The sequence below is a fragment of the Paraniabella aurantiaca genome, assembly GCF_050309965.1.
GTDB lineage: Bacteria > Bacteroidota > Bacteroidia > Chitinophagales > Chitinophagaceae > Niabella.
On record NZ_JBLOSY010000002.1, the window covers coordinates 2,034,681 to 2,056,444 of the forward strand.

General features: G+C 40.9%; 14 protein-coding genes. 4 read left to right on the forward strand and 10 right to left on the reverse strand.

Annotated features, from left to right (window positions below; genetic code table 11):
- The 10 genes from ACLOAU_RS22740 to ACLOAU_RS22785 all read right to left on the reverse strand — a co-directional run bounded on the left by ACLOAU_RS22740 (position 1) and on the right by ACLOAU_RS22785 (position 14,759).
- Positions 1-2,769 carry a TonB-dependent receptor gene (locus tag ACLOAU_RS22740; RefSeq protein ID WP_427864204.1) on the reverse strand — a complete coding sequence of 923 codons (2,769 nt, stop codon included), beginning with the start codon at positions 2,767-2,769 and terminating at the stop codon, positions 1-3.
- Positions 2,769-3,461, reverse strand: a complete 693-nt coding sequence (locus ACLOAU_RS22745) for a hypothetical protein (protein WP_427864205.1) — start codon at positions 3,459-3,461, stop codon at positions 2,769-2,771. Before ACLOAU_RS22745 ends, ACLOAU_RS22740 begins: the two co-directional genes overlap by 1 nt.
- Positions 3,462-3,537: 76 nt before the next feature.
- The gene (locus ACLOAU_RS22750) at positions 3,538-4,311 is read right to left on the reverse strand and encodes a sensor histidine kinase (RefSeq protein WP_427864206.1); all 774 of its coding nucleotides are present in this window, start codon (positions 4,309-4,311) and stop codon (positions 3,538-3,540) included.
- 639 nt (positions 4,312-4,950) lie between these two features.
- Positions 4,951-5,511, reverse strand: coding sequence for a hypothetical protein (locus tag ACLOAU_RS22755; RefSeq protein ID WP_427864207.1), 561 nt, complete (start codon positions 5,509-5,511; stop codon positions 4,951-4,953).
- Between the two features lie 47 nt (positions 5,512-5,558).
- On the reverse strand, positions 5,559-6,200 hold the full coding sequence (locus ACLOAU_RS22760; RefSeq protein ID WP_427864208.1) for a response regulator: 642 nt from the start codon (positions 6,198-6,200) through the stop codon (positions 5,559-5,561).
- Positions 6,190-6,972, reverse strand: coding sequence for a sensor histidine kinase (locus ACLOAU_RS22765; RefSeq protein WP_427864209.1), 783 nt, complete (start codon positions 6,970-6,972; stop codon positions 6,190-6,192). The genes ACLOAU_RS22760 and ACLOAU_RS22765 overlap by 11 nt, the downstream gene beginning before the upstream one ends.
- Positions 6,973-7,640: 668 nt before the next feature.
- Positions 7,641-7,907, reverse strand: coding sequence for a hypothetical protein (locus ACLOAU_RS22770; protein WP_427864210.1), 267 nt, complete (start codon positions 7,905-7,907; stop codon positions 7,641-7,643).
- A 219-nt stretch (positions 7,908-8,126) separates the two neighbouring features.
- A complete protein-coding gene (locus tag ACLOAU_RS22775; protein WP_427864211.1) occupies positions 8,127-9,116 on the reverse strand; it encodes a YCF48-related protein in 990 nt (329 codons plus the stop codon).
- A gap of 49 nt (positions 9,117-9,165) precedes the next feature.
- Entirely contained in the window at positions 9,166-10,596 is a 1,431-nt protein-coding gene (locus ACLOAU_RS22780; protein ID WP_427864212.1) for an SDR family oxidoreductase, read from the reverse strand.
- A 35-nt stretch (positions 10,597-10,631) separates the two neighbouring features.
- Positions 10,632-14,759, reverse strand: coding sequence for a hybrid sensor histidine kinase/response regulator transcription factor (locus tag ACLOAU_RS22785; RefSeq protein WP_427864213.1), 4,128 nt, complete (start codon positions 14,757-14,759; stop codon positions 10,632-10,634).
- Between the two features lie 705 nt (positions 14,760-15,464).
- Between ACLOAU_RS22785 and ACLOAU_RS22790 the strand changes: the two genes are divergently transcribed.
- From ACLOAU_RS22790 to ACLOAU_RS22805, 4 genes are read left to right on the forward strand one after another with little or no spacing between them, the layout of a single operon-like run.
- On the forward strand, positions 15,465-18,437 hold the full coding sequence (locus ACLOAU_RS22790; RefSeq protein WP_427864214.1) for a TonB-dependent receptor plug domain-containing protein: 2,973 nt from the start codon (positions 15,465-15,467) through the stop codon (positions 18,435-18,437).
- Positions 18,438-18,457: 20 nt separating this feature from the next.
- Positions 18,458-19,981, forward strand: a complete 1,524-nt coding sequence (locus ACLOAU_RS22795; protein ID WP_427864215.1) for a RagB/SusD family nutrient uptake outer membrane protein — start codon at positions 18,458-18,460, stop codon at positions 19,979-19,981.
- 8 nt (positions 19,982-19,989) lie between these two features.
- Positions 19,990-20,679, forward strand: coding sequence for a fasciclin domain-containing protein (locus tag ACLOAU_RS22800; RefSeq protein WP_427864216.1), 690 nt, complete (start codon positions 19,990-19,992; stop codon positions 20,677-20,679).
- A gap of 56 nt (positions 20,680-20,735) precedes the next feature.
- Positions 20,736-21,764: a DUF5007 domain-containing protein gene (locus ACLOAU_RS22805; RefSeq protein WP_427864217.1), complete on the forward strand. Its 1,029-nt coding sequence runs from the start codon at positions 20,736-20,738 to the stop codon at positions 21,762-21,764.

Genomic DNA, 21,764 nt, shown 5'->3' on the forward strand with positions numbered 1-21,764 from the left:
TCAAAAACGAATATTATAGTTAATGAATGGTATGGCACTACCGAATATGGATAATTGATAGCCGTTTACCTGACCTTGTTCAGATACAAAATATACGGAATAAGGGTTTCTTCTTCCCATCAAATTATAAACACCAATTGTCCATGAGTTATGTGTTTTCTGGTGCACTTTATGATTGCCTTCAATGTTCATCGAAAAATCGGTTCGATAATAATCCGGTATGCGATATTGATTCCTGTCCGAATACAAAACTCTTTCGGAACCCCCGTAATAAAAACGGCCTATAGGATAGGTAATAGGACGACCGGTGCTGTAAGTGCTGTTGACCGAGAGGCTGAAGCGATGGTTAACCTTGAAATTACCCGCGAGAATGAAATCATGCGGCTTGTCATAATTTGCCGGATAAAAGTTCCCATCATTAATCAGGTTACCCAGGGTTTCGTCAGTTGCTTTTAAAAGTATACGGGAGTAGGTGTAACCAATCCAGCCATTTAGTTTGCCGACTGGTTTTTTAATCAGCACTTCAAGTCCATATGCTTTTCCCCTCGTATTAATGACATCTGTTTCGATGTTGTCATTAATCAGCAGTGATGCTCCCGGTTTATAATCCAGGTAGTTTTTAATATTTCTGTAGTATACTTCAACCGATGTTTCAATAGTATTGGAACGCAGATTTTTGTAAAAGCCGAGCGATGCCTGGTCACCTATCTGCGGCTGAATGTTAGGGTCGCTTAACTTCCATATATCGGTGGGGGATATCGCTGTAGTGTTGGACAGCAGATGGATGTATTGCCTTTGGGTATTATAGCTGGCTTTAACCGAAAAATCGGGGGTGAAGGCATATCGTAATGACACTCTAAGTTCCGGTCCGTTATAGGTATTAATAAACTTTCCTTTGGCGTAAGTAATTGTATTGGTTCGCGTATCTTCTGTCCTTGGTTGTCCCTTAAGGTAATAATTTACATCCTGGGGGCCGATAAAGGAATATAAAGAATATCGGAGTCCGGTAGAAATAGCTAATTTATTGGTAGGGTTGAACCGGTGTGTAATGTATGCTGCATTTTCTAGGGCATATTCTGTGCTCACCGTATCGGGGCGCACCAACGACTGGCTACCGGCCGGCTCATAGTTGCCCGGATTTAATTTATAATGAACAGTGCTCAAGCCGAAATCAAAAGCATGCTTCTGACTTTGATAATAAACGAAATTCAGTTTGCCAAACAACTGCCTTATATCAAAGAATAATTTGAAGGCATTTACTTCGTTATCCTCACTGCTGACCTGGTATTTGTAATAGTCATATCCTCCGATTAATTCTCCCTGCAATCTGCGGGAAAGGCGTCGTTTCCATTTCACAGAAAGGTTTTTGTTATTGTATTGATAGGCGGTATCTTCATTTAGGGTGAAGCGATCTCTGCTATAATAGCCATTTATATAGATATTATTGTTAGAATCGATATTGTGACTTAAACCGAGATTGAAATCCTGGAAGGAAGCCCGGCTTTTGTCAAACTCTTCAGGAAGTAAATCAATCAGCCAGTTAGCATAGGTAGATCTTCCTCCCAATATGAAGGAGGTTTTATCCCTGATCAATGGTCCCTCCAGCTGTACACGACTTGTTATGGGGCCGATACCTGCCGAGCCGGATAGTTTTCGTTTATTGCCCTCCCTGCTATTGATATCCAGTACTGATGAAAGTCTGCCTCCATATTTAGCAGGCATAGAACTTTTATACAGTTCGACATCTTTTACTACTTCTGGATTGAAAGAAGAAAACATTCCAAAGAAATGCGAAGGGTTATAGATGGTGGATTCGTTAAATAAAATCAGGTTCTGGTCTGCTGATCCGCCTCTTACATTAAAACCCGTGCTGGCTTCACCTACGGTTTTTACACCGGGTAGGGTAGTAATTGCTCTTAATATGTCGGCTTCTCCAAAAACAGATGGTATTTGTTTAATTTCTGCAATACTTAACCTGGAAACTCCCATCTGAACATTTCTGACATTCCGGGTTCTCGTAGCAGAAACAATCACTTCTTTGAGCGTGGGCATTTGTTCCTGTACATCAATGTTCATTACTCCATCGGAGTAAACCTGCAGGTTGAGCAATGCCTCTCTTATACCAAAGCCTATAATATTAAGATTATGTTTTCCGGGTGGCATATTGATAGAATAATTGCCGTAAGCATCGGATGTTACAGACTGTTCATTATCTATCAATATAGAAATATTCGGAAAGGGCTCACCTGTGCGGGCATTTCGAACGGTACCGTTAAGTAACACTGTCTTCGCTGGTTTCGCATTTCGGTTCCCAATCTCATATAGCTTGTTTTCTGCTGTAGGCACCCGTTTCACATTTCTGGTTGATCCGAGGGTATTACCCGCTTCGTGCCGGCCGTCCCTGTAATCTTCTGTTGTCACACCTTTATAGAAACCTGTGGGTAACCATAATTGCATAATCAGTTCTTTTGAAAGGTATACTTTTTTAGTTGTTTTATCTATTGAATAGGCAAGTCCATTAGGTTTAAATGCCTCGTTCAGAACATGAGATAATGATTCCCTGTTTACTGTTATGTTTACGTATAACGAGTCGACATGGGTGGAGTCGAAATAAAAGAAGTAACCCGACTGTTTTTCTATTTCGGTGATAAAGTCTTTTACGAGAACGCTGTCAAATTTTGCTGTTATTGACGGCTCGCCGGACTGAGCATTTACCTGAAGGAAAAATGCACATAATGAACAGTATAGTATAAAAAAGCGTTGGAGCATTAGTTTTGATTATAAGTTTCAACAGCCTTTAATAGCAGCAGCTCTTTGTTCTTCTTAAAACTAAGCCCAAGAGGTTTCAACGTCTTTTTTATTAATTTCTTTTTGTCTTTTAAGGGCTCATATACATCGCGTTTGGAAACGATTTTTATTAACTGTCCATTTTTTTGTAAAAAGAACTCGTCTTTTCTTAAAAACTCATATTCTAATGTAAGTTGTTCAATTTTTTGTTCCAAAGTTGCAGTTCTCCAGGCAAGAACTTTTAAGGGCCCATCTAAAAGAATTTCGTAAAACCCTGCTTTTGCAACGGATCTGGTTGTACTATCAATTCTTAGAAACTTTCTTTCGCCTAATATAAAACTACTTATTCTATAACCGGAGGGGATGATAGAAAACTGAGCCGGCGTTTGAATGATGAGCTCCCTGGTATGAACATCTAATTTTAAGTTGCTCATTTTATACCAGATGTTGTTGTATAAAACGGAGCCCGATGACCATCCTGTTTCTGGAATATAAGGAGACCCTTTTATATTTGAAGCGTAACCTAAAAACAGCCTACCGCTGTAAACTGGCAGGTCATTACCGAGTGTATAATAATATTCGTCGGGTAGATACGAGGTATCCTTTTTCTCTTTTGCTGCCAGGACAGAGCAAAAAAGAATAGAAAATATCGGAGTAAGCAGTTTTTTTAGCATATTGGCTCGGCTAGTACATAAATATAATAATAAGATTTGAATAAGCAGATGAAAAAGCTTCTTGACAGATAAATAATTATAAGAAAATCTCTACCTGTGTTCCCTGATCAATCTTACTAGACAGCTGATAAGTGGCACCGATGGTTTTTGCCCTGCTTTCCATATTAATTAGCCCAATGCCGGATTTTTCCACATCACTGGTATTAAACCCTTTACCGGTATCTGCAATAGTGATTTTTAATTGCTCCTCGTATTTTTTTATAGCTATATGAATATCGCTACCCGCGGCATGTTTAGTAGCATTGCTGATGGCTTCCTGTACAATTCTAAATAAGATGATCTCTTTTCGGGGGTCCAGTAGCAAAGGTTCGTCGGTAGTATGAAGCGTGGCGCGGCATATACCCAGCTTGTTTATTTTCGATAACTCCATTCTCAGTGAAGCTATGAAACCTACCTGTGTTATTTTATCTCCCAATAGCGTTTGGGAGATATGACGGATATCCTGGAGACTGTTAGAAATAATTTCCCGGCAGGTTTGTAGTTTGCTGTTTTGTTGTTGGCCTGCTTCCTGCATCAGCAGATTAAGATAGATGGTAGCTGCTGATAATTGTTGCCCGACATTATCATGCAGCTCCCGGCTAATATCGTCAAAAGCCTTTTCCTGTATTTCTATAGTGCTGGTTAAAAGGTCTTCGTTGAATTTTGTTTGTAATAGTTGCTTCTCCCTCGAATTCTGTTGTTGTTTTTTATAGTAGGCAACCACGAAAAAGATAATGAACCCTGCCAGTATCCCAAATAAAAGAATCCCGGTAATTATGAAAACATATATTTCAGATACATTATTGTTCATTTTGTTTACGCCTGCTATCTAAATATATGGCGATTCCGGTAACTATATAATATTGCATATTTAGAAAATATGTTATATCGATCAATGCAATTAAATTATTGTCCAGCTTCAATAATACATTGTAAAAGCTCCAGCAGAAAAAATTAAAGGTATACAATATTAATGTAGATGTATTATACCAAAACAAGCCTTGTCGGAGTAATTGCTGTTCTCCGGTGTGTTGCAGCATGCTTTTAAATAAAAACAAAGAACAGAGCACATACGCTATATTCGCTGGTAGCATAGCATTTGTAGGTACTGTCCATATGTTCTGTAACTGGCTTGTGTTTACAATAGAAAATAATATAAACGCTACCCAGGACCAGGAAATTATGCAACCCGACTTTTTCAAATGACTTAAGTAAAAAGCCGTAATGAAAAAATAGTTTAGTGGCTGGTAAATATGGTAAGGCGGACAACTATTTCGGAATTCTTTGATGAAGATGCGCGTTGTTGATTCACTGATAAAGGTGACGAGAATGAAAAAAGTTAAAAGCTTATACGGGCTACTTAGTTTTTTAAAATTTATAAGTCCAAAAAACCAAGTAATGAGTAATACAATCAGGTAAATTGAAAAACGTGTGCTCATGATTATTCGGGTCAGGGTTGCGGTTCTGGTTCTCCGCAAAGAGTAGGACAGGGGTCAGTGTGATCGTAAAAGTCCCCTTCGTCATCTATTTCATCACCGGTTAGCTTTAACGTTTTCTGTACCGTGGCACCTTTCTGCCCGCTTTTCCCCGGCACTGTACCTCTGATAATAAGAGTTAATGCCTGACTTTTGTTTTTAGTATAAGGTTCGGCTTTACCAAAATAAACGCTGTATCCAACTATATTTGCCAGTTTGTCAATTTTTCTTATTGATTCATCCATACCCCTCAATGTCTCCCTTGAGATCCAAAAACCACGTAAAGTAGTTTTACCATCAGCAGTTACCAGTTTATAAGCGTCGCCCAGCGAATCCTGAGATGCCAGATAATTCGAAATATAGGCATCTGCAACTTCTTTGGTAATGGGCCCTGCCTTAGTTGGAATAGGATTGCCGGTTCCATCTTGGCCTCTTTTTATCACCCGGTCGTAAACATAAAATGATAAAAAGCCTAGTAATATTAAAAACAAGTAGAATGGAATACGTTTTACAGATATCGTTTCGTTTTGGGCCATGTAATTGGGTTTAAGTTGCGGTAAATGTATATATTTATCAGCTATAATTATAATTTTACCAGTTCTTTTCTTAATGCTTCCAGACAAAGGCCTACGCGACTCTGTACATTAAATTTTTTAAATAATGCCTCCCTGTAGCCGTCTATGGTTCGTTCGCTAAGGTTCATCTCCGAGGCGATCTGTTTATAAGTAAGTTCGCTGCAGGCATACTGCAAAAAAATAGCTTCTTTAGGACTTAAAAGCGGTTCTTCTTTTTCATCGGCTCTCATTAGTATTCGTCGAAAATTAATATTCCCTGCATCGGCATTATAATAGCCTTTTTTATTAATTTCATCCAGTGCTTTTTCCAGCTCATTGGGGTGCGTATCCTTTAAAAGATAACCACAACAACCAGCCCTGAACATAGATATAATAGCGTTATCATCTGCATTCATGGACAGGGCTACCGGTTTGATCTGCGGATAATTTTCGGTAATCCATTTAGCTGTTTCAATGCCGTTCATAACAGGCATATTCACATCTATGAGGATGATTTCGGGTAACTCTTTTTTGTTTTTTATTTTTTCCTGCAGGTCTTTACCATTACTCGCCTCCAGTATAACCTCATATACTTTAAAGCTGTCCAGCATTAAACTTAATGATTTCAGAAAAAGCTGGTGATCGTCTACAAGGCCTATTTTAGTTTTCATCTTGTTCTGAAGTTTGGGGTATTACAATAACGATACTGGTGCCTTTTACAGAGGAGTTGAAGTTAATAGCGCCACCTAAAAGTTTAGTACGGTATTGCATGTTTTTTAAGCCCATTCCCTTGTTTTCTTTGTTTTTAAATCCTGTGCCGTCATCAGCCACTGTAATTTTAGCGTCAGTACCGTTTTTGTAAAAATAGATATCTATCACCTTACAATTGCTATGTTTTAAGGCGTTTTGTACTGCCTCCTGTATAATTCGAAAAAGAATGATTTGTTTGGAGGAAGAAAGAGCAGGCTCGGCCTGTACGTGAAGATGGGCACTTATGGCACTTCCTGCATTCACTCTTAGCACTTCTGCCTTCAGATTATCCAGCAGATTGAACTGGGAGAGCCAGTCTTTATCGAGAGATTTAGACAAAGACCTTAGCTCATTAATAGCTTTTCCTATAGTAGCGTTAGCTGTTAATAAAGTGTCCGGAGGTGTTTGCAGGCTTCTTTCAGCCAAACCAATCAGCATGCGGGATGTACTGAGTAGCTGGCCCACATTATCGTGTAGTTCTTTGCCTATTTGTGTAAATGTTTGCTCCTGCATTTCGATCTGGGACCGTAATAACTGGCTATTGAAATCTTCTTCAAGAAGCCGTTTTTCTTTCAGGTGTTTATAATCTCTGCGTTTGTAGGCCATTAATAATACAACTATAAATAAAGTAATTAAAAGAAGGAAGACAGAAGCACCCAGTATTACGACAATATCGTTCGATAATTTTTGCATAAGATGCCATAACTTACATATAAGCTGCAAATGAACAAAAGAATATTGTGAAATCGCCACAAAACTCCAACAGTGCTATCATTTGAACCTATAAGATATTTATAAGATATAAATATAAAAAACGCTCCTGCATAATAAGTAAATATTCCAACCACACACCAAAAAATACTGGTTTCGGGAATGCTTACTTCTTCATGTGTGTTAATGAGTTTGGAATAAAAAAAGTAGAGGCATAATGCTACAATCACAATACTTTCGAGGGCGGAGCTTACCGAATTAAATTGGGAGATGCCGTCACCGCTTATAATAAGTAAAACAGATATCAGGGCATACAGTAACAAGAATGTATATAGTAAAGGTAGTTTGAAATGAAGCAGATGCCTGGCAAACAGGTATAAAACTATGAGGAAACAGGATGTGGAATTCAATTTATACACCCAATAATTATTTTGTAGAAAAAAGAAACTATTGGGCATCGCCAGCCGCTCAATAATGGTTGCAGTTGTATTACATAAAAGCTGAACAAGGCAGAAAATAAAAATAAGCTGTAACTCTTTGGGAAGTGCCCGTTTGCCGGACAGTAAAACTCCTACGGCAAGAGCCGGCCCCAATGAATCTAAAATATTCAATATTTCTGCAATGAACTTCAAGGATATAATTATAACTAGTTATTGATCTGCCTCGGTTGTTGTACCGCAGCCCGGAGGATAAGGGCAACCATCTACAGGGGCTTGTAACGATCTGCTTTTACCAGCCCCATTATCGGCACGGGCGCATATTTCTATTACATTAAATTTTTCATTATCAGCAGTGAAACGAACTTTTATTTCCTGGCTAACGATAATTCCTTTAGCATTGGGATTTTCCTTCAGAAGGGCTTCTATTTTTTCCCGGGTAAAGTAAAACTCCAGCTTACATTGATTATTTACTGACATTTTTATAGTGTTTATGATACACAGAATATGCAGCAAACTTACGGCGCGTATATAAACCCCAATACGGGAATTTTCCCGTATTTAATCCTGTAAATCCCCGTTGTGTGTGCTCGTACCGCCTTTTATTTTTGACTTATTAAAATTATTGGACCTTAATACGGCTAATTTATGCAACGCACCATTTTCTCCTATGAGTGATCCACCTGGCAGGGATGGGAACTACTGTAATTGTAATTTTCCAACCCTGCCATTATTTCCTGCAAAGTATACGGTGTTATCAGCTTTATTGTAAGCGCAGGTGTTAAAACCTTCTTCACTAATCTTTTTCCAGTTAACCCCGCCATCGCTGGTAATGTCTATACCTGTTATCCCGCAGGTAACAGCAGTTGTTTTACCCGTAAAGCATACAGCGCTTCTGTAACCTGCCGGCATAACAGCAGGCAATTGCCAGGTTTTCCCCAGGTCATGACTGTAAATAAAAGCACTGTCTGGATTACTGCGATTATTATAGTCTCCACTGGCCACCAGCAACATTTTGCCTTGGGCTGCAATACCATTAGCTCCGGTCATTTGGCTGCCCTGGGTTGTTGGCAGCTTTACTGCTTTATTCCGGGTAAAGAAACGGGAAGCCGCTCCGCCACTTACGATACAGTAACCTAATGCTGACCATATGACATTGGAGCCGCTTGCTGCAAAAAAAGCTTCTCCAGGCTGGGCATTGGGTAAGCTCAATTGATTTGTTGGCTGCCAGCTATTGCCGCCATCTTTTGTTTGCGCCACAAATATTTTATTGTTAATGGGGTCGCCTATTACCAATCCTTCTTTTGCATTTTTAAAAGTCATGGCGTCTAAAAACATAGCCGTGTCCCTGTTCTCATATACTTTGGTCCAGTTTTGCCCGCCATCTGATGTTTTTAAGATATAAGCGGGAGAGGCGATACCCATAATAACGGCTGTTTGCTCATCCAATGCTTCTATATCACGGAACTCAATTTTTTCGTAGCCCTTAATGGTTTGCCACTGCCAGTTTTTACCTCCGTCGATAGAGCGACCAACTGTACCGCCGCTGCCACTCACCCAGATGGACCTGCCTTTAATACTGAGCCCGCGGAAACTGGTTTTGGAGCCTTGTACAACTATTTGAACTTGCTGAGCCTGCATTTTTATAATGAAGAGGACAGCCAGCAGCAGGAGTAATGATTTTTTCATTAGCTAAATTTAAGAAAGAAGCGGACAAATTGTAGGGAGCCCTTTAATCTTATTTTTCTTCACCCGTCAGCTGCCGGATCATAGAATTGAAAATGAAAAAGTGGAAGGGGTAAACTGCATACCAGTAAAGACGGCCGGCAAGTCCGCTAGGGCGGAATGTAGCAGTTTGATAAAGCACATTGTTTCTAATAGTAAACTCAAGCCAGGCTTCACCCGGCATTTTCATTTCAGCAAAAAGCAGCAGCCTCTTTTCATCTCGGTTAGCATACAGCACGCGCCAAAAATCAACGCTATCTCCGGGTTCTAAAAAGCGAATATCTCTTCTGCCCCTGCTTAACCCAACACCCCCAAACAGTTTATCCAGTAGGCCTCTCAGCCTCCATAGTATAGAGGAGGAATACCATCCTTTGGAACCTCCGATGCCGAATATACGGTTCAACGTCTCCTTTTCGTTGGTTACAGTGCGTTGTTTCCTGTCTTTGAAACATCCTTTTTCCGGCACCTCCAGGTATTGCCATACATTTTTTTTGTGAAAGTGATCAGGAAAGGAATCGTGCCAGCTGGACAATACATCGTTTTGCTCTATTTTGTCGAAAGCCAATCGAATAGCATCTGTATAGCTGATCAGTTGTATACTCAATTGCTGACAGAGGCTGTTAGGTTGTGCCACTACATCAACTTTCATACTATCTACCAGGTTTTTAGCCAACGTATAACTGGTTGAAGTAATAAAATAGAGCCAGTAAGAAGAAAGGCGTGGGGAGAAGAAGGGGATTGTTATAATACGTCTTTTCAGGCCCCGGGCCCGTGCATATTGAAGGATCATTTCTTTATAAGTTAGTATTTCCTTACCCGCAATATCAAAATGCCTGTTGTAGGTGAAGGACTGCAATTTGACGCCGGTTAAAAACTCGATCACATTTCGTATAGCAATGGGTTGACAGCGGGTTTTGATCCATATGGGTGCAATCATCACAGGTAGCTTTTCTGCGAGATCTCTTATAATTTCAAAAGAGGCGCTTCCTGAACCCACGATAATACCGGCCCTTAAAGCGGTAAGCGCATATCGATCACTTTGAAGCGCTGCTTCAACAGCCTTCCTTGAATTGAGATGTGTGGATAGCTTTTCTTCGTTTACAATACCTGTAAGGTAAACGACCTGTTCAGCAGTCGTTTTTTCTATTGCTTCCCTGAAATTTTGGGCGCTCTTTTTTTCGGTTGCGGAGAAGTCACCACCCTCAGACATTGAATGAATGAGGTAGTAGGCAAGGTCCAGCTCCCGCGGTATAACCGATAAGCCTGACTTCTCAGAAAAGTCACATTCAACAACTTCTAATGTTCCTTTTGCGTCTTTATATTTGGAGGTGTTGAAACGATGCTGATCCCTTACTGCACAAATTACATGATGCCCTTCTTTTAATAATTGAATTAATAAACGTTTGCCAATATAACCTGTGGCGCCGGTCAGGAGGATTTTCATGTATGGGTATTGTCAAAATCCCTGCCACAAAGATGCTAATCTTCCTGCGGGCCCGTGGCCGTGTCCCCCGGAGGATGGCTATTACGCACCGACATGGCATATTGTTTAGGGCTGGTGCCAAACTTCTTCTTAAATTCTGTGCTAAAGTGCTTGCGATCCTGGAATCCTACGGCGTAGCAAACCTCATACACGGCCATATTGGTATTACTTAATAGCTGAGCTGCTTTTTGTAGTTTAACTGATTTAATAAAATCGTTAACCGAGAGGTTGGTGACCGCCTTCATTTTTTTATAAAGGACCGGAACACTCATAGCCACTTTTTGTGCCAGGGAGGCAACATTGAAATCTGGTTCATCCAGGTTGCTTTCTATTATGTGCAAAACATCATTCAGGAACTCATCATCCAGCGGATTTGTCAGGGGGGCTGGCTCAGCGCTATTATTAGTAGTAGCAGTGCTCAAAAGACCTTTTTGGATATGATGCTCCACATTTTGCCTTAACCTTTCACTGGTATTCAGCAGATTGCCTACACTGAGATCAAGAACTGTGCGATTAAAGGGCTTGGTTAGATACAAGTCGGCCCCTTTATATAGCCCTTCAATATGATCCTGTTGAGTGGACTTTGCTGTGAGTAAAATAACGGGTATATGGCAGGTTCGTATATCAGATTTAAGCTTGTTACAGAAACTTAGCCCGTCTTCCCCGGGCATCATCACATCACTGATGATGATATCCGGCAGCTGCTCACTTGCATAAGACCAACCTTCGGCAACGTTACTTTTTAAAATTACTGTATGCGTTTGCTCCAGTATTTCCTGGACGGTTTGTCGGATACCGGGATTGTCATCTACAACGAGGATCGTGAATTTGCTTTGGTTGGTGCCAATCCTTTCACTAACAGGCGTTGAGGAAAGCGCTTCATGCGATTCTGATACAGCAACTCCGGATACTGTTTTATCCAGCGTTACATAAGGAGCGGGAATGCTCATTTGCTGATTGAAGTGATCTGATCCTTTTTGAAGGAAGACAGAGAACGTAGTACGCCGCTCATTACTTTCATTGGCAGAAAGCTCGCTGTCTACTTCAATACGCGCGCCATGCAGGGCGGCTATTTTACTGGATAAAGCCAGGCCGATGCCATAACCTTTATTTTGAGAACCGCTATCATTAACCTGGAAAAAGTTATTAAAAAGCTTGTCCTTATATTCGGGAGCTATTCCCCGGCCATTGTCAGAAACCGATATCTTAACATAGTGCTGTACATCTTCTATATGTACCTGTATTTTTCCTCCGTCGGGCGTAAATTTAAAGGCATTGCTGATCAGGTTGAAGAATACTTTTTCTAATTGCTCGGCATCAAAATAAAGCGTTTGATGCTGAATATTGTGAGTAAGTGAAATATGCATGTTCCGCGCCAGCGATATTTCTGTAAAGTGTTCATATATCTCTTTAATAAAAGCCACGATATCGTGGGGCGCAACCTGCAGGCGCATGTTCTCTGTTTCCGCCTTTCTGAAATCCATTAATTCTTCAGACAAACGTAGCAGGTTGTTGGCATTTTTTTTAATATGCTGAAACTGTTGCTGGAGGTAACTGTCACTGGCCCGGTCGGAAATCATTTTATCCACCGGAGACATAATCAATGTTAAATGTGTTCTTATCTCGTGTGTCACGTTGGTGAAGAAATCAAGCTTGCTCTGATGCAGCGCTTCTTCCTTTTGTATCAGTTCGCGCAGGTAAAAGAAACGAATGATCAAAAATAAGATGGCGGAGCAAACCAGGAAATAAATAAGATAGGCCCACCAGGTACGCCAAAAGGGGGGGAGTACTATAATAGACAATTCCTTTTCATCGCTCCATATCCCATCATTATTGGCTCCCTTCACGGCAAGCCTGTAATGACCGGGTTTTAGGTTCATATAGGTAACGGAGGGCCTGTCTGTTCCTATCCATTGGTCATCAAACCCTTTTAATTGATATACGTACTTATTTTTTTCAGGCTTCAGGTAATTCAGTAAGGCGAAGTCGATGGTAAAAACATTTTGATTATATTTCAATTCCAGCTCAGTGGCAGCTGTTATATCCTCCGTGCCGGGATGGTTTAAGGTTTTCAGACCAGTAAATAAAATGGGAGCTTTAATGGTGTTGGGTTTAAAAGAAGCCGGATCGAAACTTACAAGGCCACTGTAGCCCCCAAAATAAAAGGTTCCGTTATCATCTTTAAAGTATGCGTTATAATTAAATGTATTGGAGGGAAGCCCGTCAGTTTGAGTGTATCGTTGAAATTTGCGAGTAATGGGGTTAAGTTTAACCAGGCCGTTTCCGGTGCTCAACCAAATAAAACCATTGCTATCTTCCAGTATACCATATATATTATTTCTTTTTATTTGCTGACTAAAGGTAAAAGTATACAGCTGCTGTAGTCGCCTGTCATATTTTTTAAACCCACCATCCTCAACACCAAACCACATATTGCCCTGGTGATCTTCCTGGATACAGGTGATGTATAAGGCAGCGGTATCATTCTGGCCTATAAATCTGTTAGCTGCTGTGACTATTTTTTTTCCGGCTTTAATTAGGTAAAGGCCTGAGGAGGTTCCTATCCAGATATTGTTCTCTGAATCGGGGAATATCTTTTTAACATTTTTCCCTTTTAACGCTGCCCAGTTGTAGGCGGCACCAATATCATTGAGGGTTGTGCCGGAGCGTTCATAAACCTGCACGCCTCTTAGTCCGCCCTGCAATCCGATCCAAAGGTTATTATTATGGTCTTCCGCAATGGTAGAAATTTCGGATCTTAAAAAATTCGGATTGTCAGGAGTGTAAAAATATCTTTTGAAGGTCCCGTTAGCATAAAGCGTTAGTCCCCCGGCATGAGTGCCTACCCAGATATTCCCGTTGCGATCCCTGTAAACCGACTTAATGAGATTGGAGGCTACGGCATTGCTTCCATGGGTATAATAAGTGAAGTCGCCTGAATTCTTCCGGTATTGATTTAATCCACCGCCCTCCGTGCCAATCCAGAGATTACCTTCTTTATCTGAAGCAACAGAACTTACCACATTATTACTCAATCCTGTCGCGTTTCCGTTATTCTGCCATATTGTAAACTCTGAGGGAAAAGGGTTGATAACATTCATACCTCCAAAAAAGGTTCCGATCCATACCAATTGATTGCGATCGATATAAATGCTATGTACCGAATTCTGGCTAAGACTATGAGGAGCGCCCGGATCGTTTTTGTAAGTAGTTATAGTTTGCTGCGTCCAGTTAAGCCTGGTTAACCCTTCCTGTGTGCCAATCCATATATTTCCGTTACCATCGGGTCTAATAACCCGTATAATATTGTTGTTAAGGCGCAGCTGAGGCGATGCCGTGTTAATTCGAATAAAGCTATTCGTGTGTTTTCGAAATAAATTAATTCCCTGGCTTTGAGTACCGATCCATAAATTATCATATTTGTCAGCATAAATTGCGGTAATGATGTTACTGCTAAGGCTGGAAGCATTTAAAGAGTCGTGCTTAAAATGTTGGTATTGCAACCCTTGGGCTGTACTTTTTATGGCCGTCAGGCCGGCATTAGTGCCCACCCATATAGTCTTGCTTTTGTCCACAAACAAGCAACGTATACTTTCCTGTTCAATTTTTGTAGAACCTTTTTCGCCAAATTTCTCAAACCTGAATTTTTCACGGTCTTTCAAACGAAATATGCCCCGGCTGGTGCCTGCCCAGATATTGCCGTCTTCATCCTCGAAAAGGCAAAAAACATAAAGTCCTGCATCGGAGGTATTCAGCCGTACCGAATCAAATCTGTTTTTTTGAATATCATAAGTTAGGAAGCCCCTGCTCATACCGATCCACATACGATTGGATTTGTCGATGAGTAGGGTATTAATATCATTTTCTGTTGCGGGATTGCCGGGCTTGTGTGGCCCAAACATTCTTATCTCCTTGCCATCAAACCGGTTTAGCGTGTTGCCGGCAGCAGCCCATATAAAGCCAGATTTGTCTTGAGCAATGGAAAATACACTGTTGTGAGAAAGCCCCGCCTCTGTATTCCAGCTGTTGAACGATGGATTTTGGCCGTTTGCTTCTATGCAGGCTGCAATTATGCCAATAGACAGAACTATTATAAAAAAGTACCGGTTTCGAGTGTAACGCATTCCTGATATTCCGACTGTGTTTAGTTGGTGTGGGGTGAACAGTTATTTGGTATAAAGAAAGGAAAAATACGGACGGAATGAACGTTTCCACCAGGATGATATAAAAAATACCTCATTTTTTTTAAGATTTCCCCCCTTTTTCCTGAATAATTAGGTGTATATGCGCTTTTGTATATAAAAGAATGACTTATTTTTTGTGGAGACATCCGGATATTAATGTTGTGGAGTTTGCGTTGGAGTATAAGGCAATATATAAGTGTTTGTTCCCGCGTGTTTTGGGCTGGGAAATTAAGTTCTAGATACCGCAATCATTTATTAATATCCGTGTTATAAGGTCGCTAATCAACCCAACAACTCATGAGTTTGCAGAGATTTTGATAAAAAAATATATTGATAATCAATTGTTTGTGAGTTGTTTATAATTTCCCCTCTTTTTTTAAAAGATTCCCCCCGATGCTTTTTTAAAGTCCTGATGATATTCACAACCGAATTACAGCACGGATTGCAGTTTTCTAAGACTATAATAAAAGTGCCTGTGACTTAAAACTGAGCATACTATTAGAGAGGGGAGTTATATCCTGTTTACTTGCCGGCAGGAATAAACTAAATAGAGTGAAGGTTCATTAGCCGACCTACTGTGGTGAAGACAGTAAGTATGAGGAGGCTATTGCAATAAACTTTTAAAAACTATTGCTTTTATAAAAAATGAAACGACTATTATTCCAATTGCTGTTTATGTGGTGCTGTCTTGCAGGCGCAAATGCAGCCCGGGCTTCGGAAGCTACAATTTTAAATTACAACGGGCTTAATTATAAGCTGTTCCAGGATACTATTGTAACACAGGTTGCCGAAGAAAAGACTGTTGAGGAAGTAGATTCCATAGTTTATTATAATGTGAATCCGGCAGCTTTTCAATTCAGGCGTGATACCGTTCGTACACGGCTTATTACTACCCTACCTGTAATTAGTGTTCAGCAAATGGTTAAGGGTGCTGTTTCGGGGTTATACGTTCAGGAAACAACCGGCGAACCCGGGTCTGTTCACCAGCAAATGTATGTTCGTGGTTTGAGCCGGCCACTGTTGTCTCCTAAAGAGCTTTATCTTTCCCAGCCCGCTGTATATGTAAATGGTATTCCGCTGATACAGGACAATCCTTATACCTATAATATTCAAACCTACGATGTCAACCCGATTGGTACCGCAACCAATCTGTTGAGTATCCTGGACCAGGATAATATTGAAAAAATAGCAATAGTTAAAGATTTTAAAGACATCGGCTGGCTGGGTCCCCGTGCAGCCAACGGAGCTGTATATATAACTACCAAAAATGCGAAGCCCGGCGAAAAGCTATTATCTGTAAATGGCTATTTCGGATATGCTTTAACCCCTGGTGTAAATACCCTGAACGCGGCAAGCGAAAAGAATTTCAGGCTTCCTTTTTATCAAAAGTATGCGTCGGGTAACAATGCCAGTTCACTACCCGGTTATTTGAGTGATTCGTCCAATTCGGATTACTATGGAGCAGCTAACTGGACGGATCTGTATTATAACAATACTCCGCTTTATAATGTAAATGCCAGTTTGACCGGCGGTGCAGGCCGCTCCAATTTCAGGGCCTTTTTTGGAACCAGTCAAAACACCAGTACGGCGGATGCCACCAGCTTAAAAAGATATACAGGATCGTTTTATGTTTCCATGGTGCCGGCTACATGGCTTACTGTTTCCAGTATGATCAGCGGTACCATTCTTAATCGCAATCGTAACCGGAATCTTACCGACCGGTTTGCGGAGATGCGGTATATGCCATCTATTGCGAATCCTTTGCCGCCTAATAAAAATATCTACCAGCAATTTATTGACGTGTACGAGGGCGATTTAATAGACAATAATCTGACTTCATCGGTGCAGGGATATTTTTCATTGTCCGCCACCCTGGGTAAAGTTGTGAATACGGCACGCCTTTCATTTGATTACAACGAGGGTAAGAGGGACCTATTTTATCCTAAAGTGCTTTTTAGTGGTAACAATTACGTATCCAATTATTTTGGATTTAATCAGAGGTTTGTTCTAGAAGATAAGCTGGAATACAAACACTTGTTCGATAATGGTTCCCAACTGGATCTGACCGGTGGATTAAATTACCAGGGAGATCTTTCCAGGTACAGCTATTTCGCGGGTTATAACGGGCCGGACGATGTGAAAAGAATAGCAGAAGTGGATGGAAACACACAAGCCACTCAATATTTAGTACATAACGGTTATATCGTAAATGGTTATCTGGACAAAGTACAACAAAGGTTAATGTCTTTTTTTGCAAAGGCAAGATACATGTTCGCCGGCGGCCTTGAAGTGGGAGCGATGATAAGGAGTGATGGAAGCTCTTCCATGCAGCCTGATCAGAGATGGCTGATCTCGCCCGTTTTCGATGCCGCTTATAACCTGGTGAAGCCACGTAAAGGCGTGCTTTCAGGTATGGATGTTCATGCTTCGTGGGGGCAGATAGGTGACCTGGTGGCCGACCAACTGACGGGCGTTGGTCCGCAATATTTGCCGCAATTGAGCTGGGGAGGTTTTCCGATTACCAGCTATAACGGGTATGCTACTTATTCAAGACCGTACAACAGCGCATGGATTGGTTACGATATTCCGTGGAGCTATGTGCAGCAGTTGAACGTAGGAACGAGCGTTGCCCTCTTTAATAACTTCCTTTCGTTAAATATCGATGTATATAATAAAGATAACCGGAATCTCACATTAACAATTCCTACCACAGCTGAAAGCGGGTACAATTATGAGCTGAAACCAGGTATGTGGGTAAATAACAGGGGGGTAGATTTTACGTTGGGTGCTCAGCTGATTGCAGCCGGTAAGAATGGTATAGCATGGAGTGCAAGTTTGAATACCACATTCAATAAAAATACATTGAAGGGCTTACCCGGCGGTGTTTCGAGTATTATTCTGAATGACCGTAAACTTGAAGTTGGACACGCTGTAGATGAATTTTGGCTGTATCAAAACGAAGGTATCTACAATACCCAGTCGGAAATTCCATCAGGTATGACTTTTAAAGGGCTCCCTTTACATGCCGGCGATCCAAAGTGGACCGATATGGATGGCAACAATGTTATCAACGATGACGACAGGGTTTTAAAGGGTAGTGCTCTTCCCAAAGTATTTGGCGGGCTTATCAATCAGTTATCTTATAAAGGCTTCGACCTGAATTTCCATCTGCAATACGCGCTTGGCCACCATATTGTTAACCAGGAAGCGGCTAACTATATGGATTTTATTACCAGGGACAATGCCAATAGCCTCGACAGGATCAAAGAAATTACTTATTGGGAGGCCCGTGTAAACACCGGTAATTATCCAATGTACAATCCATGGAGTGCAGTTGCGCCTTACCAGGTAAGCCAGGACCTGTTTTTAGAAAAGGCTAATTATTTCTCTTTACGTTCGGCCACTATCGGGTACAAGATAACAGGGAAAAACCAGATAGGTTTTGGAAAAGCTAAAGGCATTAGAGATCTGTACTTGTACCTAACCGGTACTAACTTGCTGAAACTTTCTCCCTATACCAACAGGGATCCAGAACTGGCTAATTATTATGGATATGATAACGGTCTCTCTTTGCCGCTTACTAAAAGTGTCATTTTAGGTCTTAAACTAAATCTGTAAACCCTTACGCATCTACCATCATGAAGAAAATATATACAACTATTTATGTTTTTGTTGTTGTAATTGCCTGTAGCGGCATGGGCTGCAATAAGATACTGGACCTAGAGCCATCTAACACGATCAATGAAAAGAACGCGTGGAAAACCATCACAGATACCCGGTCTGCCTTGTTAGGTAATTACGGGCTGATGCGTTCTGCGTTGGCAGATAATGAAGCCAACTGGATGTATGGGGAACTAAGGGGGAGTGCCTTTAAGTCTGTTTCAAGAACTGACCTGAAGGCTGTAATAGACGGGCAGCTTAATCTGCCGTTTCCTTTGCTGGAAGACGTGGCTAATTGGAGAAGGTTTTATGCTGTAATTAACAGCAGTTTTCTATTTATCGAAAAATCTGGCAGTGTTTTATCTACAGATCCGCAGTATACTAACCTTACCAACCAGGTGGATATTGCCCAGATGAAAGCGTTGATAGGCATGGCTTATTATTATTTGGTAAGAACCTGGGGAGATGTGCCGCTGATCAGGCAGTCGTATGACGGCCAGTTCCCGAAAATTCCCCGGTCCAGTGCTTCGGCAGTATTAAGCTATGCAGAGCAGTTACTGAAGGAAGCCGCGCAGGTATTGCCTTTCGTGTATGGTTCTGTCAATGCTGATTACTTTTCCGGTTTGTATTATGGAAGCTCTGACTGGAGCGGCGATTTGATTAACAGACTTACGGCGTATGTACTGCTGGCTCATATTTCTGTACTTGATGGCCGTTACCTGGATGCTTCAGCTTACCTGGATTATGCATCTGCTAATGCATCCAACGCTTCCCTCACTACTTCTTCAACAGCCACATTGGTTTCTGTAACCGGGGGGGTGTTTACCAATACCAATAATAAACATGTGCTGGCTTTTGGAATGTCACAGGATAAAAACGAAACCACCCCCACAGGACATATAGAAAACCTGACTATGGGAGCGCCTTTTATACAAAGAACCAACCCGTTAATTTTTATACCGGCTGAAGATATTGCAACCATTTATAATGAACCAAAAGACGAACGGTTTAATATTGACGCAGCTGGTACCGTAAGCAGTATGTTCTTCAGTAATCTTACCAGCGACTATCCTTTATTTTCTAAAATAGCGATAGTAGGCCCTACCGCAGGTACCGGGAATAATACCTCTGTGTTTACGCTCTATGGTTCGCCCATTGTTTTTAGCAGGGCCGAAGAGATTACATTGCTGCAGGCAGAAACCAAAGCTGTGCTGGGTAATACCTCCCTGGCACTCGACCTGCTAAACCTGCTGCGCGCGGGCAGAAAGCTGGACCGCTTGCCTGCTACTGTAAATGTAATTGATGAAATATTCAAAGAACGTAGAAAAGAGTTAATGGGTGAAGCATGGTATTGGTTTGACCTGGTTAGGTACAAGAAGATCAGGAATAATGATGCCGTATTTAATAACCTGATATCAACGGGTGGTATTTATTGGCCGGTAGCAAAAGAGGTTCTGGCCGCTAACGATTTAATTCGGCAAACCCCTTATTGGAAAAATTAAAGCATTCAATGATGATGAAATCTATTAAGTATATCTGTCCGTTTAATGTATGTCTTTTGGTTTTACTGTTCGTGATGTATATGGCAAGTTCCTGTAACAAACCCGGAGGGGATTACAACTATGTCAATACTGAAAATACATACAGCGGAACCGGTTATGAATATATTGCCGGCAAGACAGGAGTGTACGATTCACTTGTTAAAGCAATCAACCGTATTCCATGGTTAAAAGACAGCCTTTCCAGCGAAGCAACTTCGCTCACTTTGTTTGCTCCTTCTAACGCCAGTTTTAGGTTGATCATGTCTACATTGAATATTGCCAGAACCAGTGCAGGAAAATCGCTTTTATACATTAATGATTTTGATGTACCCAACCTGGATTCGATTATATCAAGGTATGTAATACGTGGTAAAATAAGTACAAGTTCTATTCAGTTTGTGGATGGTCTTGATCTTACTTCTATACTCAATAATTACCCCATGCATGGGCAAAGAAGCTTTAGTGAAGCTACAGGTTTCCAGGCTGGTGGTCCGACGAATATTATTTTCAGCGATACAAAAAAATCACCTTTTATAAGAGATTGGATCCGTACTCAAACTAACGTGGTAAACATTGTTACAAAAAATGGGGTAGTGCATAGCCTGCAGCCGGAGCATGAATTGGGCTTTGGTGAGTTTATAAGCCGGTTTAATAAGTAAACATGAGCACCCGTTCAAAGAATTGTATGGCATTTAAATAATCAAAATTTCAGTTGATGAGAAATGAAAATCTGTCTGGTATCCTGTTTATGGCAATTATAGGGTTGTCGGGTTGCGTAAAAAATTATGTTCCTCAGGATTTGGATTCTTTTAATCTTGAGTCTTCTTACACACAAACATTATTTAATCCCATTTTGGGAAGGAATACTTTGTTTAGCAATATTTTTCTGGATAATAATAATTCTGCAAAGCCGCTAACATTTAAACTGGTAAACGTGCGTACCTATGACGGGTTGCCTGCGCCTGAGTTGTCGGCTGTGTTTCCGGTATACGTTTGGAATGAGCAATATACAGGTAATGAAACATCTCTGGCAGCTATAGAGTCTAAAAGAACATTAGAGAACCATCCCTTTTTAGAGATAAGGGAGCATTCAGGCGACATGCTTTTCTGGGGCAGTAATGAAATACTGGCAAGATCCGTTAAATCTATGCCTGATTCGGGTTATAAATTCGATGTGCAGGTAGGTAACAGTGGTGGTAGTAAAGTTATTAAAGACCTCAGGATCCAACCCTATATTCTGCGGGAATATGAACCTAATAACGCAGATGTCATTTCAGGCTATGCATCCAGTGATTGGTTAAACCCTTCATCCATCACCGGCATTATCGGCGATAGCACACAAACTCTTTTAAATCCTTCTGACGTCAGGATATCTATTCATAAATTATCCAGCCAGGGATCAAGCCTGAAGTTTATATTCATTGACAGGAACAATAAATTCATTGACCCGTCAAAGTTCAATTTAACTGATTGGCCCAACCTTTTGCATGGTTTCAACATGCAAAAAACCACTACATATGTTAAGTACGATGTGGCATATCCTATTCCCTTGGTAGAGAGGCGCACTCAATATACTACTACAGACGGGAAGTATGCTCATCTTGATTTCAGTTACTCCAGGCTCACGGCCGGGGGCTTCAGGCAAGTATCTCACCTGCTTTTTGATTTTGGCATTTACACAAAAGGAGACTGGGAAATTATCGTGTCTTTCCCTAAAGAATCACCCAAGTTTGACAACGACTAA